At 47.1% G+C, this 25884-nt stretch carries 19 protein-coding genes and 1 tRNA gene; 10 read left to right on the forward strand and 10 right to left on the reverse strand.

Annotation, left to right across the window (positions count from 1 at the left end; genetic code table 11):
* Positions 1 to 24 precede the first annotated feature (24 nt).
* A complete protein-coding gene (tkt, locus tag CAP50_RS09160) occupies positions 25 to 2022 on the reverse strand; it encodes a transketolase (protein ID WP_100749787.1) in 1998 nt (665 codons plus the stop codon).
* Positions 2023 to 2313: 291 nt separating this feature from the next.
* Positions 2314 to 3600, reverse strand: coding sequence for a serine--tRNA ligase (gene serS, locus CAP50_RS09165; RefSeq protein ID WP_100749788.1), 1287 nt, complete (start codon positions 3598 to 3600; stop codon positions 2314 to 2316).
* A 583-nt stretch (positions 3601 to 4183) separates the two neighbouring features.
* Between serS and CAP50_RS09170 the strand changes: the two genes are divergently transcribed.
* Together CAP50_RS09170 and CAP50_RS09175 are read left to right on the forward strand one after the other, a co-directional pair.
* Positions 4184 to 4843: a YcxB family protein gene (locus tag CAP50_RS09170; RefSeq protein WP_075100597.1), complete on the forward strand. Its 660-nt coding sequence runs from the start codon at positions 4184 to 4186 to the stop codon at positions 4841 to 4843.
* Positions 4844 to 5335: 492 nt separating this feature from the next.
* On the forward strand, positions 5336 to 5815 hold the full coding sequence (locus CAP50_RS09175) for a Dps family protein (protein ID WP_075100596.1): 480 nt from the start codon (positions 5336 to 5338) through the stop codon (positions 5813 to 5815).
* A 119-nt stretch (positions 5816 to 5934) separates the two neighbouring features.
* On the opposite strand, the gene CAP50_RS09180 is transcribed toward CAP50_RS09175, so the two are convergent.
* From CAP50_RS09180 to CAP50_RS09190, 3 genes are all read right to left on the reverse strand, one after another.
* On the reverse strand, positions 5935 to 6639 hold the full coding sequence (locus tag CAP50_RS09180; protein WP_100749789.1) for a DUF2057 family protein: 705 nt from the start codon (positions 6637 to 6639) through the stop codon (positions 5935 to 5937).
* A 191-nt stretch (positions 6640 to 6830) separates the two neighbouring features.
* Positions 6831 to 7634 carry a DnaA regulatory inactivator Hda gene (gene hda / locus CAP50_RS09185; protein ID WP_075100594.1) on the reverse strand — a complete coding sequence of 268 codons (804 nt, stop codon included), beginning with the start codon at positions 7632 to 7634 and terminating at the stop codon, positions 6831 to 6833.
* Between the two features lie 323 nt (positions 7635 to 7957).
* Entirely contained in the window at positions 7958 to 9064 is a 1107-nt protein-coding gene (locus CAP50_RS09190) for an AI-2E family transporter (RefSeq protein WP_100749790.1), read from the reverse strand.
* Between the two features lie 429 nt (positions 9065 to 9493).
* Between CAP50_RS09190 and purM the strand changes: the two genes are divergently transcribed.
* Positions 9494 to 10555 carry a phosphoribosylformylglycinamidine cyclo-ligase gene (gene purM, locus CAP50_RS09195; RefSeq protein WP_100749791.1) on the forward strand — a complete coding sequence of 354 codons (1062 nt, stop codon included), beginning with the start codon at positions 9494 to 9496 and terminating at the stop codon, positions 10553 to 10555.
* Positions 10555 to 11241, forward strand: coding sequence for a phosphoribosylglycinamide formyltransferase (gene purN / locus CAP50_RS09200; protein WP_100749792.1), 687 nt, complete (start codon positions 10555 to 10557; stop codon positions 11239 to 11241). The genes purM and purN overlap by 1 nt, the downstream gene beginning before the upstream one ends.
* Before the next feature lie 155 nt (positions 11242 to 11396).
* On the opposite strand, the gene CAP50_RS09205 is transcribed toward purN, so the two are convergent.
* Together CAP50_RS09205 and CAP50_RS09210 are read right to left on the reverse strand one after the other, a co-directional pair.
* A complete protein-coding gene (locus tag CAP50_RS09205) occupies positions 11397 to 12776 on the reverse strand; it encodes an NAD-dependent succinate-semialdehyde dehydrogenase (protein WP_100749793.1) in 1380 nt (459 codons plus the stop codon).
* A gap of 386 nt (positions 12777 to 13162) precedes the next feature.
* On the reverse strand, positions 13163 to 14152 hold the full coding sequence (locus tag CAP50_RS09210) for a LysR family transcriptional regulator (protein WP_075100589.1): 990 nt from the start codon (positions 14150 to 14152) through the stop codon (positions 13163 to 13165).
* A gap of 801 nt (positions 14153 to 14953) precedes the next feature.
* On the opposite strand from CAP50_RS09210, the gene CAP50_RS09215 reads away from it, so the two are divergent.
* Positions 14954 to 16540 carry an isocitrate lyase gene (locus tag CAP50_RS09215; protein ID WP_075100588.1) on the forward strand — a complete coding sequence of 529 codons (1587 nt, stop codon included), beginning with the start codon at positions 14954 to 14956 and terminating at the stop codon, positions 16538 to 16540.
* Between the two features lie 131 nt (positions 16541 to 16671).
* Complete coding sequence (locus CAP50_RS09220; RefSeq protein WP_100749794.1) at positions 16672 to 18321, forward strand: CYTH and CHAD domain-containing protein; 1650 nt, start codon at positions 16672 to 16674, stop codon at positions 18319 to 18321.
* A gap of 287 nt (positions 18322 to 18608) precedes the next feature.
* Here CAP50_RS09220 and CAP50_RS09225 read toward each other — a convergent pair whose 3' ends face one another.
* Together CAP50_RS09225 and CAP50_RS09230 are read right to left on the reverse strand one after the other, a co-directional pair.
* Positions 18609 to 19223 (reverse strand): nitroreductase family protein, encoded by a 615-nt coding sequence (locus tag CAP50_RS09225; RefSeq protein ID WP_100749795.1) that lies wholly within the window; start codon positions 19221 to 19223, stop codon positions 18609 to 18611.
* Between the two features lie 226 nt (positions 19224 to 19449).
* Positions 19450 to 19989 carry a L,D-transpeptidase gene (locus CAP50_RS09230; RefSeq protein ID WP_241900726.1) on the reverse strand — a complete coding sequence of 180 codons (540 nt, stop codon included), beginning with the start codon at positions 19987 to 19989 and terminating at the stop codon, positions 19450 to 19452.
* Positions 19990 to 20135: 146 nt separating this feature from the next.
* On the opposite strand from CAP50_RS09230, the gene CAP50_RS09235 reads away from it, so the two are divergent.
* Positions 20136 to 21398, forward strand: a complete 1263-nt coding sequence (locus CAP50_RS09235) for a hypothetical protein (RefSeq protein ID WP_100749796.1) — start codon at positions 20136 to 20138, stop codon at positions 21396 to 21398.
* A 146-nt stretch (positions 21399 to 21544) separates the two neighbouring features.
* Here CAP50_RS09235 and CAP50_RS09240 read toward each other — a convergent pair whose 3' ends face one another.
* On the reverse strand, positions 21545 to 22783 hold the full coding sequence (locus CAP50_RS09240) for an argininosuccinate synthase (protein WP_075100583.1): 1239 nt from the start codon (positions 22781 to 22783) through the stop codon (positions 21545 to 21547).
* 334 nt (positions 22784 to 23117) lie between these two features.
* On the opposite strand from CAP50_RS09240, the gene pyrC reads away from it, so the two are divergent.
* The 3 genes from pyrC to CAP50_RS09255 all read left to right on the forward strand — a co-directional run bounded on the left by pyrC (position 23118) and on the right by CAP50_RS09255 (position 25734).
* The gene (gene pyrC / locus CAP50_RS09245; protein ID WP_100749868.1) at positions 23118 to 24188 is read left to right on the forward strand and encodes a dihydroorotase; all 1071 of its coding nucleotides are present in this window, start codon (positions 23118 to 23120) and stop codon (positions 24186 to 24188) included.
* A gap of 223 nt (positions 24189 to 24411) precedes the next feature.
* Positions 24412 to 25170 (forward strand): ribonuclease T, encoded by a 759-nt coding sequence (gene rnt, locus CAP50_RS09250; RefSeq protein WP_100749797.1) that lies wholly within the window; start codon positions 24412 to 24414, stop codon positions 25168 to 25170.
* A 488-nt stretch (positions 25171 to 25658) separates the two neighbouring features.
* Positions 25659 to 25734, forward strand: a tRNA-Glu gene (locus CAP50_RS09255).
* Positions 25735 to 25884: the final 150 nt, after the last annotated feature.

The following is a 25884-nucleotide window of genomic DNA, read 5'->3' on the forward strand; positions in this document are numbered from 1 at the left end:
AAACTCAGTCTAAGCTCTGATTAATCAGACCAAACTGTTTACTGCTTCAACCACAGCGTCAGTGGTAATACCAAACTCTTTATACAAGTCGCTGGCTGGTGCTGACTCGCCATAAGTGGTCATACCGATGACTTTACCATCGAGACCGACAAACTTATACCAGTAGTCTACGTGCGCTGCTTCTACTGCGACGCGGGCGCGGATGGCGGCAGGCAATACTGACTCGCGATAATCAGCGTCTTGCTCCATAAAGATTTCGGCACATGGCATAGAGACCACACGCACGCCCATGCCATTTTCGCTAAGCGTCTTGTGCGCTTGCATCGCAAGACCAACTTCTGAACCGGTGGCGATGATGAGAGCTTTTAGCTCGCCTTGTTCTTTGGCTAGTACGTAACCACCTTTGGCGATGTTCGCGACTTGGCTCTCATCGCGCGCTTGATGTGGCAAGCTCTGACGGCTAAAGATCAAGGCAGATGGATTGTTTGCTGACTTAATCGCTTCTACCCAAGCCGTCGCCGATTCGGTCGCATCGCAAGGACGCCATGTGCGTAGATTCGGCGTGGTGCGTAGGCTAGTCAATTGCTCGACTGGCTGATGCGTTGGGCCATCTTCACCCAGACCGATCGAGTCGTGCGTATAGACATGAATGATGCGCTGCTTCATCAGTGCACCCATACGCACAGCATTACGCGCGTATTCCATAAACATCAGGAAGGTCGCCACGTAAGGGATAAAGCCACCATGCAAGGCGATACCATTGGCAATCGCAGTCATACCGAACTCACGCACACCATAATAGATATAGTTGCCGTCGCTGTCGGTCTCAATCCCCTTTGCGTCTTTAAATAGCGTGAGGTTTGAGCCAGCAAGATCGGCTGAACCGCCCATGATCTCTGGCAACAATGGCTGCAAAGCATTGATCGCATTTTGACTGGCTTTACGACTGGCGACATCGCCGCCTCCTTCTTGGGTTTGCTGGATATAGTCTTTTGCTTGGCTAGCAAAATCAGCTGGCAATTCGCCATTTAGGCGGCGTAATAGCTCGTCTGCCAGCTCTGGGTAGGCTTTTTTGTACGCTGCAAAGTCAGCATCCCAGTTCTTTTGTTGCACATCGCCTTTGGCTTTGGCATCCCACGCTTCATAGATTTCATCGTCTAGCTCAAATGGGGCATGTTTCCAAGACAATGCATCACGAGTCAAGGCGATTTCGTCATCACCAAGTGGCGCGCCGTGGCTAGCCGCTAGACCTTGCTTGTTCGGACTACCAGCACCGATGGTGGTTTTACAGATGATTAAGCTTGGCTTTGCCGTTTCGTTAATGGCCTGCTCGGTGGCCGCGGTGATCGCGTCTGCATCATGACCGTCAACGGTGATGACTTGCCAGCCATAAGACTCAAAGCGTCCTTTGGTATCGTCGGTGAACCAGCCCTCAACATTACCGTCGATTGAGATGCCATTGTCATCATAGAAGAAGACCAGTTTGCCAAGCCCTAGCGTGCCTGCGAGTGAACACACTTCGTGGCTGATGCCTTCCATCAAGCAGCCATCGCCCAAAAACGCATAGGTATGATGATCGACGATGTTATGGCCGTCGCGGTTAAACTGGGCGGCAAGGGTTTTTTCGGCAATCGCAAAACCAACAGCATTGGCGATACCTTGGCCGAGTGGGCCTGTGGTCGTCTCAACACCAGGGGTATAGCCATACTCAGGGTGACCTGGGGTTTTTGAATGCAGCTGACGGAAGCCTTTTAGGTCATCGACACTGACGTCATAACCAGTCAAATGTAGCAATGCATAAATCAGCATCGAGCCATGACCATTTGATAAAACAAAACGGTCGCGGTTGTGCCAGTTAGGATCGGTAGGGTTGTGCTTTAAAAATTTACGCCACAAAACCTCGGCAATATCGGCCATGCCCATCGGCGCGCCCGGGTGCCCTGAATTGGCTTTTTGAACCGCATCAAACGACAGTACACGGATGGCATTGGCTAGTTTACGTTCGCTAATTGGAGCTGGCATAGAGTGTCCTAATATTCGAATCAGAAATGTGGAGCATAAGAGGAGAGTTTACTCGAGGATAGCCTGCCGAAAACGCCTGACGCATCATCGACAGACAGACGATAAAGTCAAAGTGCTATATTAACATATTTGCCATCAGGCACGCTAAAAATGCGCTGATAGAATCGTTTGTATTTAATCATCATTTGTATCAGTTTTTTCAAACCAACACGGATCAAAAAACCGCGAACCCATGGATGACCCGCAGCTTAGATAGTAATGTAGAGGGCAATTTAGAAAAACATCACTGCATTAAACCAAAATGGTCTCAGCGCCGCCCATATATGGACGCAGCACTTCTGGAATGCTAATACTACCATCAGCGTTTTGATGGTTTTCCATCACTGCCAGCAGCGTACGGCCAACAGCAAGTCCTGAACCGTTTAGCGTATGAGCAAGACTGGTTTGTTTGCCATCTTTGACTCGCGTGCCCATGCGGCGCGCCTGAAAGTCGCCGCAGTTTGAGCAGCTAGAGATTTCGCGATAGGTATCTTGGCTTGGTAGCCATACTTCGATGTCGTAGGTTTTTTGCGCAGCAAAGCCCATATCACCAGTACACAGCTGTACCACTCGATAAGGAAGATTTAGCTGCTGCAAGATATCTTCGGCTTGGCCTGTCATCGCCTCAAGCAACTCATCTGACTGCTCGCTAGTGGCGATATTGACCATTTCAACTTTTTCGAACTGATGCTGACGAATCAGACCACGGGTATCACGGCCATGCGAGCCAGCTTCACTACGGAAGCATGGCGTATGGGCGGTAAACTTCAATGGCAGCTCTTTGATATCCAAACGCTCGCCGCGCACCAAGTTGGTCATTGGCACTTCTGCAGTCGGAATCAGATAAAAATCCATCTCATCGTTATTGGTATGATTGGTCAGTTTAAACAAATCCTCTTCAAACTTTGGCAGCTGGCCGGTGCCTTTTAGGCTCTCGCTATTGACGATATAAGGCACATAAGTCTCAAGATAGCCGTACTTGACCGTATGAGTGTTCAGCATAAACTGAATCAAAGCGCGATGCATCTGCGCCAGCTGCCCTTTTAGCACATTAAAACGACTACCGGTCAGCTTGGTGGCCGCTTCAAAATCTAGCATGCCCAAGGTTTCACCGATATGGGTATGGTCTTTGATGTCAAAATCAAACTGACGCGGCGTTCCCCATTTGCGCACTTCGACATTATCATCCTCTGACGTTCCGACAGGCACATCTGCTGCTGGAATATTAGGGATTTGCATGGCCGCTTGTGTGATGCGCTCTTGCAGGGTGCGCAGCTCATCTTCTGCCGCCTTAATCTCACCACTGATGCTTTGCATTTGGGCCAGTAGCTCGCTGGCATCTTCGCCTGATTTTTTTAGCACGCCCACTTGCTTTGCCCCCGCATTACGGCGCGATTGCAGCTCTTCGGTTTTGACTTGTAGCGATTTACGCTCGGTTTCGATATTTTGCCAAAAAGCCATATCAAGCTCGTAGCCGCGAGTGGCTAGCTGCTGTTGTAAATCACTTAAATCGCCGCGCAAGAGTTTCGGATCAATCATAATAGTCGCCTGTAACGCTAAATGTGGGTAAAATTTTAATAGGGTGTGTTGATAATCAAATCAGCCAATCAGAGCATTCTATCAGGCCAATTCCACTAAGATAATAGACTTACATGGCCTGTTAAAGGACCATCGCATTATCCTAAAATGGTTCTGATGATTGTCTTCATGACGTACTGATGGATATCAAGCCGCCTGATGTACCATGCTGGTTATAAGAATATATAATAGCCGCTATGATACCAAGACCCAGCAGATTTGACCATGTTTTGCCTATATTTTGGCGATGTTCTCAGTGATATCGCGATAACGCCCTAACAAGACTTTTGTGGTGCCATATTCACGCCGTAGCGCTTGTTATGCTGGAGTGGTTTTTATTTTATATAAATACCACCTGCGCACAGCGCATCCATAGAAATATAAGACCAATCCCGCCATCGCACCGCTTATATGTTTCATTTAAGAGCGCTTTTCGGTAAGATAAGCGCATATCTTTTTTCTGTCTTTAGCCAAGTATGGCGACGCTGTCCTGCTTTGGCGATCGAAACCCAACGCTGTTAACACAAGTATCTGAGAAACCTCTATGGCCCTGTACCCTTACACGCTCCAACCCATCGCCTTAAACCTCACCGAGGCCGAATTTCATCAAGCACAGTATGAGCTGTTTGCCAGTGCGAGTCCCTCATTTGGTCTATCCAGTTTTAAGACCAAAGAATGGGTCGTCATGGCCGTGGTCGTGATACTAGCGATTGCAGGTTTGGTGTTTGTCACGGGTTACTCTACGATTATCTTTTGGTTAATGCTGGTGGCCGTGGTGATTTATGTACTGGTGCGTACCCTTGGTTTTAAATGGTACGTCAAAAGAGAGTTTGAAAAACAAGTGGCCGATCAAGAAATGCCCGATGAGATGCGCCAGATGAAGCTGGGCGTACAAAAGCACGGACTGGTGATGGCCATGCCTGTCAATCAACCAGAGATGTTTAATAGCAATCAGATGCGCGGCATGCAGATGCGTGCAGGCCAAACTCAGCAAGCCGTCATTCCATGGACTGCTGTCAAAAGCTGGGATGAAACCGACGATTACATTTTTATGATGTTTGAGGTTAAAGGCCAACAAGGCAGCCAGATTGTCCCAAAACGCCTACAAGCGCAAAAGTTTCCGATCGATACCGTGCGTCAGCATCTCCAAGAAGTGGTGCCTGTCAAAGGCTTAAACCCTGAAAGCTTGCAACCGCCTGCTTAATAATATTTTTTTAGCAGCTTATGATACAAAAGCGCTCTATACTCTTATAGGGCGCGCCTTGGTTCTAAATAACCAATCACATGGTTGAAATTAATGAATTTAACTTATCCATGATGTTTTGCTATGATAGTCACCAGTAGAAGAAAAAAGGGTTTAGAAGTCCCAAGAAAGTAGGTGTGAGGACGATACCTACTTTTGATAGTAAATACCTTTGTTTATGATACTGATTATCGGCCGCCTTATAGGCAACTGAAAACTGGTTTGGTGCGAGTATCGCCGTATCATTTATATTGTTATTTTTTTTGGTAAAACGGCTATATTATATGAATGAGCATAGCCACGTAGCCCATGACTTGCTACACTCTTAGTCTTCTTTATTATCAAGCTTTTTAGTGGTTTTTTGGTCATCTTTTTGGTGACTCAAGATTACGTACGCTACTAGGCTTTTTAATACGACTTTTTATTGAACACTCAAACTATAAGGATAATATCATGAGTAATAATGCAACCAACCAGATTGGTCTAGAAAAAGCAGACATGAGCGAAGTCATCAGCAAGCTAAACGACTTACTATCAAGCTATCATATGTTTTATATCAACGTCCGTGGTTATCACTGGAACGTCAAGGGTGAGCACTTCTTTACTTTGCACCCGCAGTTTGAAGAGCTATATACCAGCCTACAAGTAGAGATCGACGAGATCGCTGAGCGTATCTTGACATTAGGTGGTACGCCACTACACGCTTATAGCGACTTTGCTCAGCACACCAGCATCTCTGAAGACAAAGACGTCAAAGATGGCAACGCTTGTGTAAAAGGTGTGGTCACTGGCCTAAAAGCTTTGATCGAAGAGCAGCGCGACGTGTCATTAGTGGCCGAAAAAGCCGAAGACCAAGGCACAGCAGACTTGGTCGATGAATACGTACAACAGCAAGAAAAACTGATCTGGATGTACAATGCGTTTTTGGGCTAAGGCTATAAAATACGCCGCTTATACTTATACATAAGCACTAAAAATATAAGTACAAAAAACATAAGCATTAAAAAAGCACCCAATGGGTGCTTTTTTTTGGTTCAAAACACTTAGGCTGCTTATTTTTGAATCCACTGACGGATTTTTTCGCGCTCCGCAGGGGTCGCCTGTAGCCATAGCTGCATAAAGCTATCAAGAGTATTACCGGTTTGCACAGCCGCTGGCACAGATTGCGCGGTGCCTATATTGACACTACTCTGGGCCGGCTGAGTCGCTGGTGGCTGCTCTAAAGCGGCAATCGCTCGCTGGTTTTGTCGCTCGGCGTCACCTGCACCACCAAACACGCCGCCGATGGCTTTACCCAAGCCTGAGAACAGCCCGCCTTGTTGATTGCCGAGGCTTTGCTGGCTGGCGATCACGGTATTGTTTTGCTCTACAGCCAATGTCGGACGTTTGGCATACTCTCTCGCCGCTTCGTACGCTTCTGGCTGATTTGGCATGGTCAGACGATAGGTCTGATTGTCTGCTAATTGTGCGGTCACACTGACATTGCCTGAGCGCAAATAGTCGTGCTCATCACGGCGCAAGTTGTACAAACGGTCGTATTTGGCCGTAATCGCATGCGTACCAGGCTGCAACGTAAACTTCTTTGTGAGCGGCTGAAAAGCACTTTGCTGTACTTCTTGACCATTAATGGCAGTGACCTTGATATGATCATCGACCAACAGCGTCACGGCTGCGTGCGATAGCATAGAGACAGAACCTGCCCCTATGAGCAAAGCACTGGTGGTCAGTTTTTTTAACAAAGAAGCATGTGGTTTCATAAGTGGGTCCAGTAGTCATGTGGCGTTTTAGAGAATAAAGCGGGTTGGCAAACAGCTGGCAAACAATGGGTAAAAAACCGTTGTTTTTTGTATGACAGCGTATGGGGTTACTCATAATATACGCCGTTATTTATCGCGCATTCAAACTTATAAAAAGCAATCAAACCCATTAGCAGTAAGAAAAACGCCGCCTAAAAGTCGAGTGGCATGGTATGTTGGTCTTGCTCTGCTGTGCTGTTATCTACTTGCGTTTCTTGAGCAATATCTGCCAGCTCAGCGGCCAGCGTTTGCTCATCGATGGTACGCAGCGCATCACTGATGACGGCTTTGGAGATATTGCTGCGGCCAAGATTGGAAAACATGGGCTGAATATAGTTGAGCACGTCCATCATCGCACCGATACGGTGTGGCCCGTCGGTCAGCAAGTGATCGATGATACGGTCGTCAAACTGCCAGCCACGGCGGCGCAAGATAGATTGCAACAGCGCTTGACGGTCAGCGAAGTCATGGCCATTAGGAACCTTAAAGGTCGGCGATTGAGCCAAACGCGTCAGCAAGTCCCTTAGCCCAAACGGTAGCTCACTTGCAGGTTTGTTGGCAGCAAACAATAGCTGGCGCTGCCCTTCTCGGCTACGATTGATCAGATGAAACAAAGCCTCTTGCCACTGGGTGCTTTGCTCTAGCACCTCCAAGTCATCAATGGCGATTAAATCAAAATTTTCTAACGACGAGAGGACATGGACATCTGTATGAATCAGCTCATTGAGCGACAAGCAGATAGCCGTCTTATCCATTTCTATATACGACTCACAAATAGCGGACAACAGATGAGACTTGCCCGTCGCAGGACTGCCAAATAGGTATAACTGACCGATCAGGCCGACATGTAACTGCCTGACTGCATCAATAATCGACATCCAACCAGGACCTGCAAAATCGCTAAGACTTGCATCGTGCTTAATGTCCAGATTGAGACTTAGCTGTGCTTCTGCCATGAATCATCAACTCGGTTTGCGTAGCGCAATCACTAAAAAGGCTAAACGACTAATATTTTTAAACTGACTTGGGTAGCTTGTGCTTTTATGAACGCTGACCCAAGCCAACCTAGGAACGATAAATACCGTGGATACTGCGCCTATATATAACATATTTGTAAAATGACTGACAAGTCTTTTACCCTTTACCTTGCATCAATCGGCATTTACGCTCATACAATCCACGTTATCCACGGTATAACTGTTATCACTCATCATTCGGGCGCATTCTCATTTTAAAATGGTGATAACAACGGGATAAATAAAACCCTAAGACACATGAATCATTGATCCTTAAACAATGTCAGTTGCTTGTGGCCTTTATACAGATCGGTTGAGCGATAATAATCATACAAATGGCGAAACAACACATTCAGGACAGCTGACACAGGCAGTGCAATCAGCATCCCGACAAAGCCTAATAAGCTTGCCCCTGCCAATACCGCAAAGATGACCCACAGCGGCGATAGACCAATCTTATCCCCCAACAACAGTGGCTGCAGGATATAGCCCTCTGCTGCTTGTCCCACCAAAAACGCCCCAACAATCAATGCCAAATAAGTCCAGTCTAGCCCAAACTGAAACAAACAGGCGACAATGGCCGCGATAAAACCGATACCAAACCCCAGGTAAGGCACAAAACTTGCGATACCTGCCACCATCCCGATGATCAGACCCAGCTCAAGGCCGATAAGCTGCAACTGCACCGCATATATCGCGCCCAGTAATACCATGACCAGCAGTTGACCTTTGATAAATGCCATCAATGCACGGTCGCACTCATGCGCTACCTGTAACACTTTTTTGCAATAAGGTGCTGGTATGGCCATTTTCCAAGTCTGCAACCGCTGATCCCAGTTGAATAAAAAATAAAAAGTCAAAATCGGTACCAATACGATAAGACCTGCATTGTTGATAAAATTCATACTAGAGGCGATGATTTGACTCATCATCGTACTGGCATCTGCAAACTTATAGTTCGTCTGCATATAGTCGACCAAGGTTTCAGAAAACCCTTTGGCTTCTAGCTCAGGCAAACGAATACGGCTGTTATTAGCAAACCATTCACGTACGACTTGATTGTACCAATTTAGCACCTTTGGCAGATAGTCCCAAGCCGCTTGCAACTGATGCCATAACGTCGGTACCAGCCACCAAAGCAGCAGCATCATACCCAGCGTGATGGTGGCATAGACAATGATAATCGCCACCCAGCGCTTGATATATTTCGATAGGCGCTTGACCAGCGGATTAAACAAATACGCCAGTACAAAAGCAAAAACAAACGGAATAATGACTGGCATCATCAAATACAATAAAAAAAGCGCCACCACCATCGCCGCCACAATAAATAAGCGCCGAAAAAAAGGATCTATGGTTTGGTTTATCATGGTGGATAACCCTGCGATTGGCTAATAAAAATAGTAAACTATGAAAAATGGTAAACAATGAAAAATAGTAAACAGTGATTGACAATGATTTTGCGTTCTATTATCGCAAAGTACAGCAAAAAATCCGTCATTTTTTGTTTCTTATATGATTGTAAGTAGTAACATGCCAGCAAAACCATATGGTGCAATCACAGGCAACAGTTACTGTTAGTCAATTCACTATAATCATGATGTTTTATGGTTTGATAAGGTTTTTTTGGCAAGCACTGATGATCTGGCGCAAACTGATGCAAATATAGCGAATAAGTGGCAAGTTGCTTTGCGAGTCAGGGCGGTTTTTGGGTATAATGCGCCCACGACCTTCAGAGTTATCACAACCAACTCGCTTTTTGACCCACCTTCATTCCTTATAAATTTTGTGAGATGACCATGAGTAACAAGCCTTCTTTAAGCTACAAAGATGCTGGCGTTGATATTGATGCTGGCGATGCGTTGGTTCAACGTATTAAATCAGTGGCAAAAGCCACCTCTCGCCCTGAGGTTGTGGGCGGACTTGGCGGCTTTGGAGCGCTTTGTCGTATTCCGACTGGTTACACCTCGCCTCTACTGGTATCAGGGACGGATGGTGTCGGCACCAAACTTAAATTGGCATTGCAGCTACAACGTCACGACACCATCGGTATCGATTTGGTCGCTATGTGCGTCAACGACTTGCTTGTATGCGGTGCTGAGCCACTATTTTTCTTAGATTACTATGCGACAGGCAAGCTGGACGTCGATGTCGCGGCGACTGTGGTCACTGGTATTGGCGAGGGCTGCAAACTGTCAAACTGTGCGCTTATCGGCGGGGAGACTGCTGAGATGCCTGGCATGTATCAAGACGATGATTATGACCTAGCGGGATTCTGCGTCGGTGTGGTCGAAGAAAGCGAAGTCATCACAGGCAAAAATGTCAGCGAAGGCGATGTATTGATCGCCCTTGCCTCTAGTGGCGCACACTCAAATGGCTACTCATTGGTGCGTAAGGTTATCGACGTAAGCGGCGTGGATGTCACCACCAGCGACGAGATGCTTGACGGTCAGCCTATTCAGGATGCCTTGATGGCACCGACTCGTATCTATGTCAAAGCCATCAAAGCGCTGCAAGATACCCTTGGCAGCTCAGCCCTGCACGCCATGTCGCACATCACCGGCGGCGGTCTCACGGACAACCTGCCCCGTGTGCTGCCGGATGATCTGGCCGCTAGTATCGACACGGCGAGCTGGCAGTTCTCAGAGCTGTTTACTTGGCTTCAGACCCAAGGCAATATCGAGCAAAGCGAGATGTACCGCACCTTTAACTGCGGCGTTGGCTTTGTCATCGTGGTACCAAAAGACAAAGCGCAAGCAGCCATCGATACTTTAAATGCTGCCGGCGAAACCGCATGGCAATTAGGGGAAATGGTCAAACGCAGCGCTGATGAGCAGGCAGACGCGGTGGTGTACCGTTAATGTCAGATAGCCATCATACAGCTCACCATCAACCACTACGCGTGGCGGTATTGGTCTCTGGTAGCGGCAGCAACCTGCAGGTCTTGATAGACGCCATGCAAGCAGGGACGCTACCGATTGAGATCGTCGGCGTCATCAGTAATCGCGAAGACGCCTACGCTGTCACCCGCGCAAAAGACGCGGATATTCCAGTCGCCGTATTGTCACATGTGGCCAGCGGCAAGCGCATGGGCATCAAGACTTTTGAGGCGCATGCCAGCACGCAACTGAGCGCTTGGCAGCCCGACTTGATTGTACTGGCAGGCTTTATGCGGGTACTAAGTGCTGGGTTTATCGACCATGCGCCTGCGCCGATGATCAACCTGCACCCTTCGCTACTGCCTGTTTACAAAGGCCTTGATACTCATCAGCGCGTCATACACGCAGGTGATCGTCATCATGGCTGTAGTATCCATGTCGTCACCGCCGAGCTTGATGCAGGCGCTGTCTTGACCCAAGCGTTACTGGTGGTTGACCAAAAAGACACGGCCGACAGCTTGCAAGCACGGGTACAGAAGCTTGAGCATCAACTGTTGCCATGGACACTATTACTCATAGCGACAAAGGCACTGTCTCTACAAAGCCCATCTATATCGGCTCAGCCGCATTTGCCCCCATTACCGCTCAGGCTGTATTGCGACCGATGATGCAATAGTACCCAAAAATCAGTACCCAAAAATCACGAGCCGGAGCCAAGCGTATAACAGCACCATGAACAAGCCCCCTCATTCAATAGTTGAATGAGGGGGCTTGTTGTATGCTAGTACACACTATTAGTACCTGCTAATGGCTTCGTATAGCATTAGCCATTATGCACATGAATGGCTTTGATATTGACGAATTCTTTGATACCAAAACCGCCATGCTCGCGGCCATGGCCCGAGTTTTTGACACCGCCAAATGGTAGGGCTGGATTTGCCAGTCCATAACCATTGATATAGACCATACCGGTGTCAAACTCTTCACGCGCCAAGCGGATGGCTTTTTCTTCGTCTTTTGAGAAAATAGCACCACCGAGTCCATAGCGACTATCATTGGCGATACGCAGCGCATCTTCTTGATCCTTAGCACGTATTAGCGAGGCCACAGGGCCAAACAGCTCGTCATCATAGGCAGGCTGGCCTTTTTTTACGTTTTCTAAAATAGTTGGCGGATAAAAACTGCCCTTGCCTTCTGGCAGCTCACCACCGACGGCAATGGTCGCGCCTTTTTTCACACTGTCCTCAACCTGCTCATGCAGTTTTTCTTGCAAGTCTTTGCGTGCCAATGGCCCCAAATCTGAGCTGTCATCCATCGGGTCGCCTGACTTTTTGCTTTGGAACTTGTCGATGATACGCTGACGAAACTCGTCATACACGCTATCTACCACGATAAAACGCTTGGCCGCTACACATGTCTCACCGTTGTTGATCAGACGCGCCTGTGTACAGGTCTCAACGGCCAGATCCAAGTCGGCATCTTCTAGCACGATAAAGGCGTCATTTGAGCCCAGCTCTAAGACGACTTTTTTGATAGCCTTGGCGGCTTGCTGGCCCACCACGCTACCTGCACCATCACTACCAGTGAGCGTCACACCACGCACTTTATCGTTACCGATCAAAATCTCTGATTGATCATGATCAATCAAAATCGTGCGAAACAGGTCATTTGGTAAGTCAGACTCATGGAAAATTTTCTCGATTAATAAGCCAGAGCCTGTAACATTAGCAGCATGCTTTAGCAAAATACTGTTACCTGCCATCAAATTGGCAATGGCATAGCGAAAGACTTGGTAAGCTGGGAAGTTCCATGGCTGCATACCGTAGATAACACCGATTGGCTGATAAGTTACGATGCCTTTTTTCATATTTTCGATATCGCGCTCATCGTCAGCTAGTGCAGTGACACCTTTTTCTGCCGTATAGTCGCAGATGGCTTTACACAAATCTATTTCCTGCAGGCTCTGATTATAGAGCTTGCCGCGCTCTTTGGTCATGAGGCGAGACAACTCTTCTTTATATCTCATCAAGGTCTCGCCAATCGAGCTAATAACCTTCGCCCGCTCCTCGTGGCTGGTTTTACGCCACTTTAAAAAAGCTTGATGCGAAGCATCGACGATTTGATTGACCTCGTCATTGCTCATGTAGTTATATTCTTCGATGTTTTCGCCCGTTGCTGGGTTTACTGTCGTAATATCTGCCATGATGTATGTCCTTGTTGTTATACATGATAATGGTTTATTTGAATCAATTTTAAAGTATTGATCGACTTTCAATCGGCTCACTTGAATGATGATATAGAGCCATTTTTATAGTGTTATAAAACTTAACAATAGCCTTGTTCATTGTTTTTTTTCTTAAATCTCATTTATCATAGCAAAATGCTCAGCAAGTAGGTTTACAAGATATAAAGAAGTGTGCATAAGATGTTAAGAGTGTCACTGAGATATTAATCTCTCTTGTCTAATAGAGGTTTAAAAGATGGGTGCTCAATTCAGTTAATGGTCATTGACTGAGTTAAAAACAAAAAACCAGCCCGATGGCTGGTTTTGAGAGAGTAAGCTGATAAGTAGAGGCAAGACGTATTCAATCAAAACAAATGATTGATGACAGGTATGTTTTGTGGCGGGTTTTCTTCTTCAGCGACCACCTGACGCGCCACGTGCATGATCAGCTGACGCAGCCAGCGATGGGCTGGATGATGCTGAAGTAGTGGCGACCAAGCCATCGTCAGCTCAAATTCAGGAATAAAAAATGGCGGCTCTTCCATAATGATACTGTCGTTGTTGGCCTGCATACGAGCCACGCGTGTCGGCAAAGTGGCAATCAAGTCTTTATTTGCTGCAAGCATGGCTGGCATTTGATAGTGACGGGTAAAGACGCTGATTTGCCGTTTTTGACCCAAGCGCTGCAATGCTTGGTCGATAGAGCCAAGCCCGCCAGACTTTTCAGGGTTGACCCCAAACCCGACCCCCATACCTGTTTTGGATACCCAAACGTGCTGAGCTTTTAGGTAGTTTTTTAGATTAAAGCGGTTGGCATAAGGGCTTTCAGAGGACAGCAAACAACTGAAGGTATCACGCCAGACCAGCACTTGGTGAAAACTCTGCGGTATCTCATTAAAGCGGTTGATCGCCAAGTCCACACGGCCCTGCTCCATATCACGGTAGGAGACATCAGAGGGCGTCAAAAAGTCCAAAATCACATTGGGCGCTTCAGAGCGCAGCGCTTTGACCAGCTTTGGCACCAGCGTCGCCTCGGCGTAGTCTGAGGTCATGATGCGAAACACGCGTGAGGTGCTATAAGGACGGAATTCTGTGCGTGGTTCCAGCACTTGCGTCAAGTCAGCCAATATCTCACGAATACGTGGCTGCAGTTCTAATGCACGCTCCGTTGGCGTCATACCCTCGGACGAGCGCACCAATAATGGGTCATTAAACAGCTTGCGCAACCGCCGCAAAATATTGCTCATGGCAGGCTGGGTAATGCCAAGCTGCTCGGCTGCCCGCGTGACGTTTTTTTCTCGTAACAACACATCTAAATGTACCAATAAATTTAAATCTACCCGCTGCAAATTCATATATATTTCTCTTGGCTTTTGAATAAACGCCTTTTATAAGCTTGGCATTTTTTGTGCAGTTATGCTGACCATCAGCCTTTAACTGCATAATATCGCTATTTATTTTATATTTTGTGTTAGCACTCACTGATGACAACGCGATTTACCGGTCGTAAACCGCTGTTATCTATACATTATAACCCATAAAAATACTAAAGATAACTATCATAAATTAGATAAATCTTGGTAAGGCAGTTATAGTGAATCCCGTAGATGATTTGCAACACGGACCACAACTATCCTATTTGTGCGCTATTGATACCGGTCTATTAGACTCTGATGAGCCGGTCGTACAAGCCGCCAAACCGTGTTGACAAAAGAGACATTTATGAAAGTCATCGCTGCGACAACGTTATAAAAATCCCGATCGCAGGCCAGCTACCCAGAGGATATCGGTCATGGATTGCGACCAAACCCAGCGATTACGGCATTGAATATTGTAACATCTCTTATCGCCAATGATGACACTGCTGTCTAATAATTTAGCGTAAGCCCTTGAGCAATATATGGATACGCCCCCTTGTTATCGATATTTTACCCATCATCTGTCGACGACCAAGTTTAGTAGCTTACTTGTATTTGTGAGCAGGTTTGTTTAGGGTAACTAAGGCTCGAACGGATGACTGATGATGGTCTCTGATCTGATAAGCCGCCGATAACACTCAAATAAAGCATCACGATACGCTTATTTGGTCAGACACCATTAGCGTTATTTTAACATGGAATTTTTCGTTTTTTTACACCCCACCAAGGAGACTATAGATGTCAACTGCATATAAATCAGCGATCGACGTAGTACGTGAATTAAAGCAAAAGCACGGTAACTGGCAGAATATCAGCGAGACTGATGCGGCACGTATGATGATGCAAAACCGTTTTAAAACCGGTTTGGATATCGCCAAATATACTGCAAAAATCATGCGTCAAGACATGGAAGACTATGACAACGATACGTCTCAATACACACAGTCTTTAGGTGCTTGGCACGGTTTTGTCGCTCAGCAAACCATGTATGCAAAGAAAAAATACTTTGGCACCACATCTAAAACCTACATCTATCTATCAGGCTGGATGGTAGCTGCCCTACGCTCTGAGTTTGGTCCACTACCTGACCAATCTATGCACGAAAAAACCTCTGTGCCAAAGCTAATCGAAGAGATCTATACGTTCTTGCGTCAAGCCGATGCTAAAGTACTAAACGACTACTTCCGTGAGCTAAACGCAGCTGAAGAAGCAGGTCAAGATACCTCAGCTATCTTAGAGAAAATCGAAAACTTCGACTCGCATGTTGTGCCAATCATCGCCGATATCGATGCAGGTTTTGGTAACGAAGAAGCCACTTACTTGCTAACCAAGCAAATGATCGAAGCCGGTGCTTGTGCCATTCAGGTTGAAAACCAAGTATCTGATGCCAAGCAATGTGGTCACCAAGCAGGTAAAGTCACTGTACCGCACGAAGACTACATCGCCAAAATCAATGCCATTCGTTACGCATTCTTAGAGCTTGGTGTTGAAGACGGTGTTATCGTTGCTCGTACTGACTCTGAAGGCGCATCGTTGACGCAAAAAATCCCAGTATCAAATGAGCCAGGCGACCTTGCTTCTCAGTACATCGACTTCATCGACGTTGAAGAAATCGACATCGCTGACGCAAAAGAAAACGACGTTCTTCTGAAGCGTGACGGTAAGCTGGTTCGTCCAGTACGTCTGGCTAACGGCCTATATCAGTTCCGTGAAGAGACCAACATCGATCGCGTCGTACTTGACTGTGTGACTGCGCTTGAAAACGGTGCTGACCTACTGTGGATCGAAACACCAACGCCAGATGTTGCCCATATCAAATCAATGGTAGATCGCATCAAAGAGCAGCAGCCAAAAGCCAAGCTTGTATACAACAACAGCCCATCATTCAACTGGACGCTAAACTTCCGTAAGCAAGTAATCGCTCAGTGGGAAGAAGAAGGCAAAGACGTATCAAGCTATGACAAAGATAACTTGATGAGTAGCGATTACGACGGTACTGAGCTTGACGCTGCCGCTGACGTTGCTGCACAAAACTTCCAGCGTGATGCGTCACGTGAAGCAGGTGTCTTCCATCACTTGATCACCCTGCCAACTTACCACACCACAGCGCTTAGCGTACATGAGCTTGCTAAAGGCTACTTTGGTGAAGAAGGCATGCTTGCTTATGCAGCTGGCGTACAACGCAAAGAAATCCGCGAAGGTATCTCTTGTGTTAAGCACCAAGCCATGGCGGGCTCTGACTTAGGCGATGATCACAAAGAGATCTTCTCAGGTGACAACGCACTAAAAGCTGGCGGCGAAAAGAACACCATGAACCAGTTCTAATCATCGACTACTTTTAAGTATAATTGATACAAAAAGCCGTCCTACATACTGTAGGGCGGCTTTTTATTGTCCTATCATCACGCATAGGATGGTAGACTAATAATCATTCGTCGTCATTATTAGGAGTCATTATGCAAGAGATCGAACTCAAGTTTTTGGTCCCAGAGTCGCGGCTTAAAGGCTTGATGCGTCAAGCAAAAGTCAAATCCTCTCAAACCACACAAATGGCTGCCCACTACTATGACACCCCTGATCAGCAGTTGGCGCAAGCAGGGATTGGCCTACGCATTCGTAAAGAAGACGATACATGGGTGCAGACCATCAAAGCTGGCGGCGATGGTCTGGCAGCTCGCCTAGAGCACAACGCCACCTTAGACCCTGAGCACGTACAAGCCATGCTCGCTGACAAAGCGCTTATGCCTGATTTGAGTATATATAAAGACACCGCCATCGCCCCTACTCTTGCGTCCTTTAAGCTCAAAAAACTCACCAAAAACCTCACTCAGCTGTATGTCACTGATGTCGAGCGCACCACCCGCCTGTTAATAGAAGACAATGATGAAGGCGCAGACAATCAGCTGGAGATGGCCTATGACTATGGAGAGATTGTCCACGGTAATGATGATGCGCTGCGTGATTGTATTCAAGAAATTGAGTTTGAGCTGGTGTCAGGCGCTATTGATTTTTTATTTACGACAGCCAAAGTCTGGTGCAAGCGTTATAAGCTGTGCTTATCTACCATCACCAAAGCCGAGCGCGGTGGTCTATTGATTACAGGACAAGCGCATAGCCCTGCTGTCACTGCTGATACTCAGCTTTCTCATATCGACAACCATACCAGCATGCCTGCGTTTGTACGGGCGGCGGTACATCACTGCCTACTACATATGCTGCCTAATAGCAGCGCTATCGTCTCTGGGCGCTATGATGACGCCCATGTCTTGCAGCTAGCGATCGGTATCACTCGCCTGCACGCTGCTCTGCAAGCGTTTGCCAGCTTCTCTGATGAGATCAACCCTGAGTGGTCACCTATACTAGAGCAAACTCAAGCGTTACTCAGTGACTATCAGCACCTTACTCATCTGGTCTCTACTGTAGAGCCACATTTACAGCAATATGGCGCGCCTGCTGTAGAATGGGGGGCTGATATTGACGCTATGAAAGTACGGCCCATGGACGCTGTCTGTGCCAATGACTTTCAACTAACCTTACTGGAGCTGATTGCTTTTGCGATGAGTGATCCAGCGCTTGAGCCGCACGCGGACAAGAGCGCAAAAGAGGCGCTAACAGCCGTGCTCCTCAAGCAGCAAAAAGCATTTGTGCAAGCCGAGGAGCGGCTACAACATAAAAGATCCCCATGCTTAGATGGCGCTGAGTCAGAAGAGAGCGCTACCGACGATACCAAGAAAAACGGCGGTGCCCAAGAGATGAAAGACGCCCAAGACACGCAAGAGAGTCAGCAAGCCCTACTAGCGTTAAACCAGCAGGTGACGACCTTATATCATGTCCATGAGTTTGCTGCGCCTTTGCTCAAGACAGGCCACAAAAAAAAGAAAGCGAAAAAGAAGCTCAAGCGTCAGCGTAAGCACTTGCTCAAAGCAAAACAAGCACTGAGTCACTATGACGACGCCATGCGTTATGGCCAGCACTATCAGCAAAAATCAGCGACAGAAACGCGGGCGCTATTTGGCGCAGGCTGGTTTGCTGCTACCCTAAAGACCCAACATAAACCTCTTCAAAAACGTTTGGCCAAAGTCAAAAAATCGCTGATATCAATCTAAACCATTATGTTGCATACAAAAAAAGACAGCTCATGGTTGATGAGCTGTCTTTTTATCATTGATATCGGTAACACAAGGCCACGTTATCATCAGGCAGGCCTAGGGCGTGTCTTCAATTCACTCGATAGTTATCTAAATGGGCTAAAAATGGCCAAATTTTGCCAAACATCGTCAAATAGCTGGTCAATATCCCGATATTAACGGCGCTATTTTCCTTGTTTGACCGCAATTTATCTCATTTTTATCACCATTTTTGAAATGAAGGCACGCCCTCGTATCTGGCTCTCTTATAGACCCAGTACTTTCATACGCTCACTGACCGGCTGATAGGTTTTTTCGCCAGCAGGGGCTTTGATATTACCAAATGGCATCTGTGCTATCAGCTCCCAACTGTCCGGAATAGCAAACGCTGCCGCGGCATCTTCATCTACCAGTGGGTTATAATGCTGTAGGTTGGCACCGATATCCAGCGTACGCAGCTCTGTCCACATGGCATACTGGTGCATGGCCGAGGTTTGCTCTGCCCAAATAGGGAAACGCTCAGCATATAAAGCAAATTGCTCTTGCAATGACTTGGTCACGTTTCGGTCTTCATAAAATAAGACGGTACCCGCCGCCGCTCGAAAGCCGTCCAGCTTTTGCTGACTGCCTGAAAAGTCACCGTCGCCGACCGCTGCCCGCAGTTTTTCTTCAGCGATATCCCACAGCTTTTGGTGCTCGTCACCAAACAACACCACCAGACGTGAAGACTGCGAGTTAAAGGCTGAAGGCGTATGCAAAAGCACACGCTCTGCCATGTTGATAATCGCTTGCGGCGCGACTGGTAATTCATTGCCCAATGCATATACCGAACGGCGCTCATCAAAAGCTTGTTGTAACGTGACTAGACTTTCTTTAGACATTATCGTTATCCTTATCATAAAAGACGTCATAAGTGAGCGGTATCTGGCACGACACGCTCACTTTTAATAAGGCAAACATTATATCAATATGCTAAATAATATCTAGTCTCTATAAAGTTGATTTTATCAATCACTCCGTAAAGTTATTCTGCTTGATGTTGCTATGTATCTGACACGCTTGCTTGACCAAAGCCACTATCTGCTCTCAGATAGGTCACCTACCCATCTACGCTGACACGATAGACACAGGCGTACCTTCCTTGACTTGCGCAAACAACGCTACGATGTCGTCATTGCGCATACGCACGCAGCCATGCGAGCGCGCAACGCCCATCGGCTCGGTGTCGGGGGTGCCATGAATATAGATATAACGCTGATAGGTATCACAGCCACCTTGGGCATTACAGCCTTTATTGTACCCTTCCTCGAGACCACTTAACCATAAAATGCGGCTTAGTATCCAATCTCGCTCAGGATACTGCTTTCCGAGCGCATCATCATAGATCTCCCCAGTTGGCACCCGCCCGACAAATACAGCATTGATCGGCGCATTGCCACCTATTTTTTGAGCAATGACATGCTCGCCAAGCGGCGTACAACCGCTATCTTGCTGACTGCCGATACCATTTTTGGCGGTAGATACGGCGTATCGCGCTATTTTTTTATCATACTGGTAGAGTGTTAAGGCTTGCTGAGCAATATTAATCACCAAATGCATATCAAGGTTTTTATCAAAGCTTTTATCAACGTTTTCATTATTTTTCATAGGATATATCCAGCGTTCAGTCATCTAATTGATGTCTGTGTCAACCGTGTTGTGAGTCAATGAATTGAATTTTTCTATTATTAAGGGATTGTGCCGAGACATTTGGCACCGTAATATAGGGGCACACTTTTTGATGCTAGCAGATTATGACGACTATTTCACCGACACGTGTGTCGATGTATGATTTTTTATATCATGATACCCAGCCTATGGTGTCGCTTTTGGCAGATGCCGCCCAGCTTTCACTGCCGCAGGCGCGCTTAGCAATGGATGCCAGCCTACAAGCTATTATCAGTGCGCTCCTCGCCTATCAGCAGCGCTATCAAGGACAGGCGGTCAGCAAAAAGCTATTTGGGCGCGGCGCGGTCAAAGAGCTACGCCAATACAACTCGATGAACTTTGCCACGTTAGGGGCGACGTTGTACCATCGCCACGACGCTGCTGATGCGATATTTAACGATAATGCCCGAGTCACCAAAGCCAGTGAGCGCATTGCTTCTCAGATAAAAGCCACCTCGCCACAAGTACAAATTTTGCTCACGTCTTTGTGCGTGATTGCACTACGTGAGCTGGCTATCTTAGCAGATTATAGTCAGCTAGATAATGATGAGATCGATAAGTGGTTTGCGCTGCAGCCGCAGTTTTTAGCAGCTGAGCGTTTTGCGCAGGCTTGTACATCTGAGACGGTCGCCGCACAAGCACCAAGCCAACATGACAGTATAGACACGCCGTCTGCTGTGACAGAAGCGTCACCTGTAAATGCCGCCGAGCGCCGTCTATTGAGTAGTGCGCAGTTATCTAGCACGCCCCCGATTTTTGACCCTTATTGGTATGAGTTGACTGGGTTTAGACCTGACAATCAAAGCCCTGTGCAAGATATGCAGCTGGCCACTGGCAACTACCTTAAGGCCATCGGCCGCTCACCTGACAATGTCCAGCAAGGTCATCACAATGATATGCTGGTCTTTGCCCAAATGCCTGCCGTCGCGCTACCGCATCAGCGCTGGCTATTACAGCTGGCAAAGATATCTGATATTTATTTGAGCCGCAATCGCCTGCGCATAACTTCCGAGCCTGCCAACCCACCAAAGCCGCCTTTGGTCAGTTTAGGGTTAATCGGCGGTAATAACGACAACACCCCAGCCACCATCAGCGAAAAACCGATTGAATATGACGCGGCCACGCCACTTTGGAAAAACCCCGTTATCCTTTTGATCGTCACTGTGATCGGTGTCCTTGGTGCTCTTGCGATGCTCAAGTATCAAAACCAAAAGTCAGATGGTATGGTGCTGGCAACTGAGGAAGTCATAGAGCAAGACCGCCTAAAAGAGCGTCAGCAGCAAGATGTCGCCATTGTTCGAGTAGACGATGACGAGACTGCACCCGCAAATAACCAACAAACCAAATAGATAACCCTTTTTATGACCAGACTTATAACATCTTCATAATACTGTCATAAAAAAAACAAAGGCCGCTATCGATAGCGGCCTTTGTTTTATATTTTATATAATGACGTGCTTTTTGATGATCAAGTTATCAAAAACAGCATAAGCGCTTATTTTGATAAATCACGACCGCGGCTGGCTTCGATAGCCAAACGCAAGCCGTTTAGACGGATAAAGCCTTCTGCGTCTTTTTGATCATATGCGCCCGCATCATCTTCAAACGTGGCGATTTTTTCATCAAACAGTGAGTCATCTGACTTACGACCAACCACGCTCACCGCGCCTTTATACAGCTTCACACGTACCGTACCATTGACATACTCTTGTGATTTGTCAATCAATGCCTGTAGCATCATGCGCTCAGGGCTAAACCAGTAGCCGTTGTAGATGATTTTTGCATAGCGCGGCATCAGCTCGTCTTTTAGATGCGCCGCTTCACGATCTAGGGTCAGCGACTCGATACCACGATGCGCTTTTAGCATGATGGTACCTGCTGGCGTCTCGTAGCAGCCGCGCGACTTCATACCGACATAGCGGTTTTCGACGATATCCAAACGACCGATACCGTGCTTGCCGCCTAGCTCATTTAGCTTAATCATTACCTCATATGGCTTGAGGCGCTCACCATCAATCGCAACGATATCGCCTTTTTCATACTCTAGCTCTAGATACTGCGCCTCGTCTGGGGCGTCTTCTGGGCTGACCGACCAGCGCCACATATCTTCTTCTGCCTCGGCGTATGGGTCTTCTAAGATACCGCCTTCATAAGAGATATGCAGTAGGTTAGCATCCATTGAGTAAGGCGATTTTTTCTTATTGCCGGCATAGTCAATGGCAATATCATGCTCTTTAGCATACTGCATCAAGCTCTCACGGCTTGACAAGTCCCACTCACGCCACGGCGCAATGGTCACAACATCAGGCGACAACGCGACCGCACCAAGCTCAAAACGTACCTGATCGTTCCCTTTACCTGTCGCACCGTGACTGATGGCATCGGCGTTGTGCTCTTTGGCAATCTCAACCAAACGCTTGGCGATGAGCGGACGGGCAATAGACGTACCGAGTAAGTACTCGCCTTCATAGATGGCATTGGCACGAAACATCGGGAAGACATAGTCACGCGCAAACTCTTCGCGCAAATCTTCGATATAGATATTTTTGATGCCCATGGCTTGGGCTTTGGCACGGGCCGGCTCAACCTCTTCGCCTTGACCGATATCAGCGGTAAAAGTAATCACCTCAGCATCATAGGTTTCTTGCAGCCATTTAGCGATGATGGAGGTATCAAGACCACCTGAATAAGCCAATACGATTTTATTAATATTTTTTGGATCAAGTTGAGCCATGAATAACTCCTATTATAAAGTTTTGATGATGAGAATTGAGTGGGGATAAAAGCGCTAATCGTAGACAAAAAAATAAACCACCTGCTCAGTGTACATCATATTTACTATGGGCAAAAGTACCACTGCCCCGTGCGGCGCGCTTTTGCGTTAAATCTCAAATAAATATATTTTGGCAGCGGTTATTTGGCATGCCAGCTAGGTCGTTGCCCGCCTGTCTCTCATAGCGACTATATCTGGTCACATATTTAGTCAAGTAGGCAAATCTGTTATGATAGTCGGGCAGTATCACTCCCTTTTATTTCCCGTATATGACGATATAGAGCGCGACGACCTTATGACTGATTCGATTAGAGAGTTGACCATTCTTCAGCCAGACGATTGGCATATTCATTTGCGCGACGGCAAGGCACTGGGCACGACCGTGCCACATGCTGCAGATAGCTTTAACCGTGTCATTTGTATGCCAAATCTTGTCCCCCCTGTCAAAACAGTCGATGATGCCCGCGCGTATCGTGAGCGTATCATGACGCACTTGCAAAACAGCGACATAAGCGCTGAGCGCATTGCAGCGTTTGACCCCCGCATGACGTTATACCTCACAGACAACACCACGCCTCAAGACATCGAGATGGCCGCAAAATCCGGTATCGTCCAAGCGGTCAAACTTTATCCGGCAGGGGCCACGACCAACTCGGCTGATGGTGTCACTGACATCAGTGCATGCGTCGATGTGTTTGAAGCGTTAGAAAAATACGACTTGCCGTTATTGTTACATGGTGAGGTGACGCAAGATCATGTGGATATTTTTGACCGCGAAAAGCGGTTTTTAGACGAGGTATTGGCACAAATCATCATCAAATTTCCCACTCTAAAAATCGTCGTCGAGCACATTACCACCAGTGACGCCGCTGATTTTGTCTTGGCACAAGGCAACCATATTGCCGCGACCATTACCCCGCAGCATCTGATGTTTAACCGCAATCATTTGCTGGTCGGTGGTATCAAGCCGCACTTTTACTGCTTACCTATCTTAAAGCGTGAAAGCCACCAAAAAGTCCTGTTAGACGTGGCCACAAGTGGCAATCCAAAGTTCTTTTTGGGCACTGACTCCGCCCCGCACGCAACCGACAAAAAAGAAGCCACGTGCGGCTGTGCCGGCTGCTATAGCGCCTCTATCGCTTTGCCGTTATATGCCACCGCCTTTGACAGTGTCGGCAAGATAGACAAACTAGAAGGGTTCGCCAGTCGTTTTGGCGCGCAGTTCTATGGTCTGCCTGTCAACCAAAGCACCATCACCCTTGTAAACACACCAATGCAAGTGCCAAACGCTTATCCGTATTTTGACGGCACTTCATTGACACCACTGCTGGCGGGCGAGACACTCCCTTGGTCAATTAAAGACTAATTCGACTAAAAACTAAGTTGATTAAAAACTAAGCCAACTCAAGAATAAGTGGCAGCGAATGCTAAAACCCGCGCTTTTATTTGCTATCCGACGATATCGACGCTACCTTGATTACCTAAAGCGTAGCTGAGATCGTAGGATGGTTTTTTAATGATTGCTTATTCAATTTAATAATTATTTATTCAATATAACAGCACGACTGACAAAAGTGATTTAACGTGATATGACCATTCAAAACGATACCGCCTTACCCCGCAACCCTGAGCACACACCGGCGACTAGCGCAGATAGCGCTGCAGGTTCGTCAGATGAGCAAGCACCACTGAGCCTAAAAGACCGGTTTCGTAAGTTTTTGCCTGTCGTCGTCGATGTGGAGACAGCAGGGTTTAACGCGCAAACAGATGCGCTACTAGAGATCGCCTGTATCCCTATCTTACTCAATGAGCAGGGCGTGTTTTATCCAGGAGATGCGCTCAACGCCCATATCGAACCCTTCGAAGGGGCAAACCTAGAGCCAAGTGCGCTGGCATTTACTGGCATAGATCCCAAAAACCCTATGCGCAAAGCCATCGCCGAAGACGAAAAGACTGCTTTACGGCGTATCTTTAAAGGTTTAAAAGAAGTCAGACGTGCAGAAGATTGTCGTCAGTGCGTGCTCATCGGTCACAATGCCCATTTTGATTTGGCGTTTTTAAATGCCGCAGTGCTACGTACCAATAGCAAAAACCACAATCCTTTTCATAACTTTTCGGTATTTGACACCGTGACACTGTCGGCCCTTGCTTTTGGTCAGACGGTACTGGCACGAGCCTGTAAAGCGGCAGGGTTAGAGTTTGATGGTAAAGACGCGCACTCAGCGCTATACGATACGCAAAAAACTGCCGAGCTTTTTTGTCATATCTTAAACAGCTACCCCATGCTCGCAAATGCCATGGCTACTGAGCCTACCGAAGCTGACACCGCTACGCAAACTGACAAATAAGCCTTTAATCACATATCCTATATTGTTATGCCTTCATAATAATGCTATTGGTAAGACTAGCTGACTTTACCCTCTTGGTGTTTTAGTCGAAAAGGATATGAGAATAAAAACAGTACGCTGACGAGCCATACCAGCCTACTGTTTAGCGGTCTTATCATCCTACAGATGGTCAAAGTCGCCCACACGTCCTTGCAGTATGTGAGTCATAACTGCAAGGCTTGATAGGAGGGACTCTACTATGGATCCACAGCTTAAGTTATGGGGCACCATCCTCGGTTATATGCTACTAGCCCTGACTATCAGCGCTTGTACCTCTCTATGGATTCGGCATCATTTAAAGCGCAAAGACCTGCATCCGCGCCGCGCTATCAAAAAAAGATATTTAATTTTAAAAAGACGAAGAAAAAGGCTTGACAGAAAACGCAGACGCCATTAGAATACGCACCACTTCAGCATAAATGGTGAAAGCAGCTGAGGTGTTGTTACTAGTCCCCATCGTCTAGAGGCCTAGGACACCGCCCTTTCACGGCGGTAACGGGGGTTCGAATCCCCCTGGGGACGCCACTATAAGGCGTCACTTATTAGCCCTTCTGCTTAGCATAGCTTTTACTTAGCATAAGATAAGACTGATAAGCGTACCATCGAAAAGCCCCACTCATAATATCTTATGAGTGGGGCTTTTTTTATGTTTGTTTTTTGACTCAATGACTTGGT

It is taken from the genome of Psychrobacter sp. L7 (assembly GCF_002810365.1).
Classification (GTDB): Bacteria; Pseudomonadota; Gammaproteobacteria; order Pseudomonadales; family Moraxellaceae; genus Psychrobacter; species Psychrobacter celer.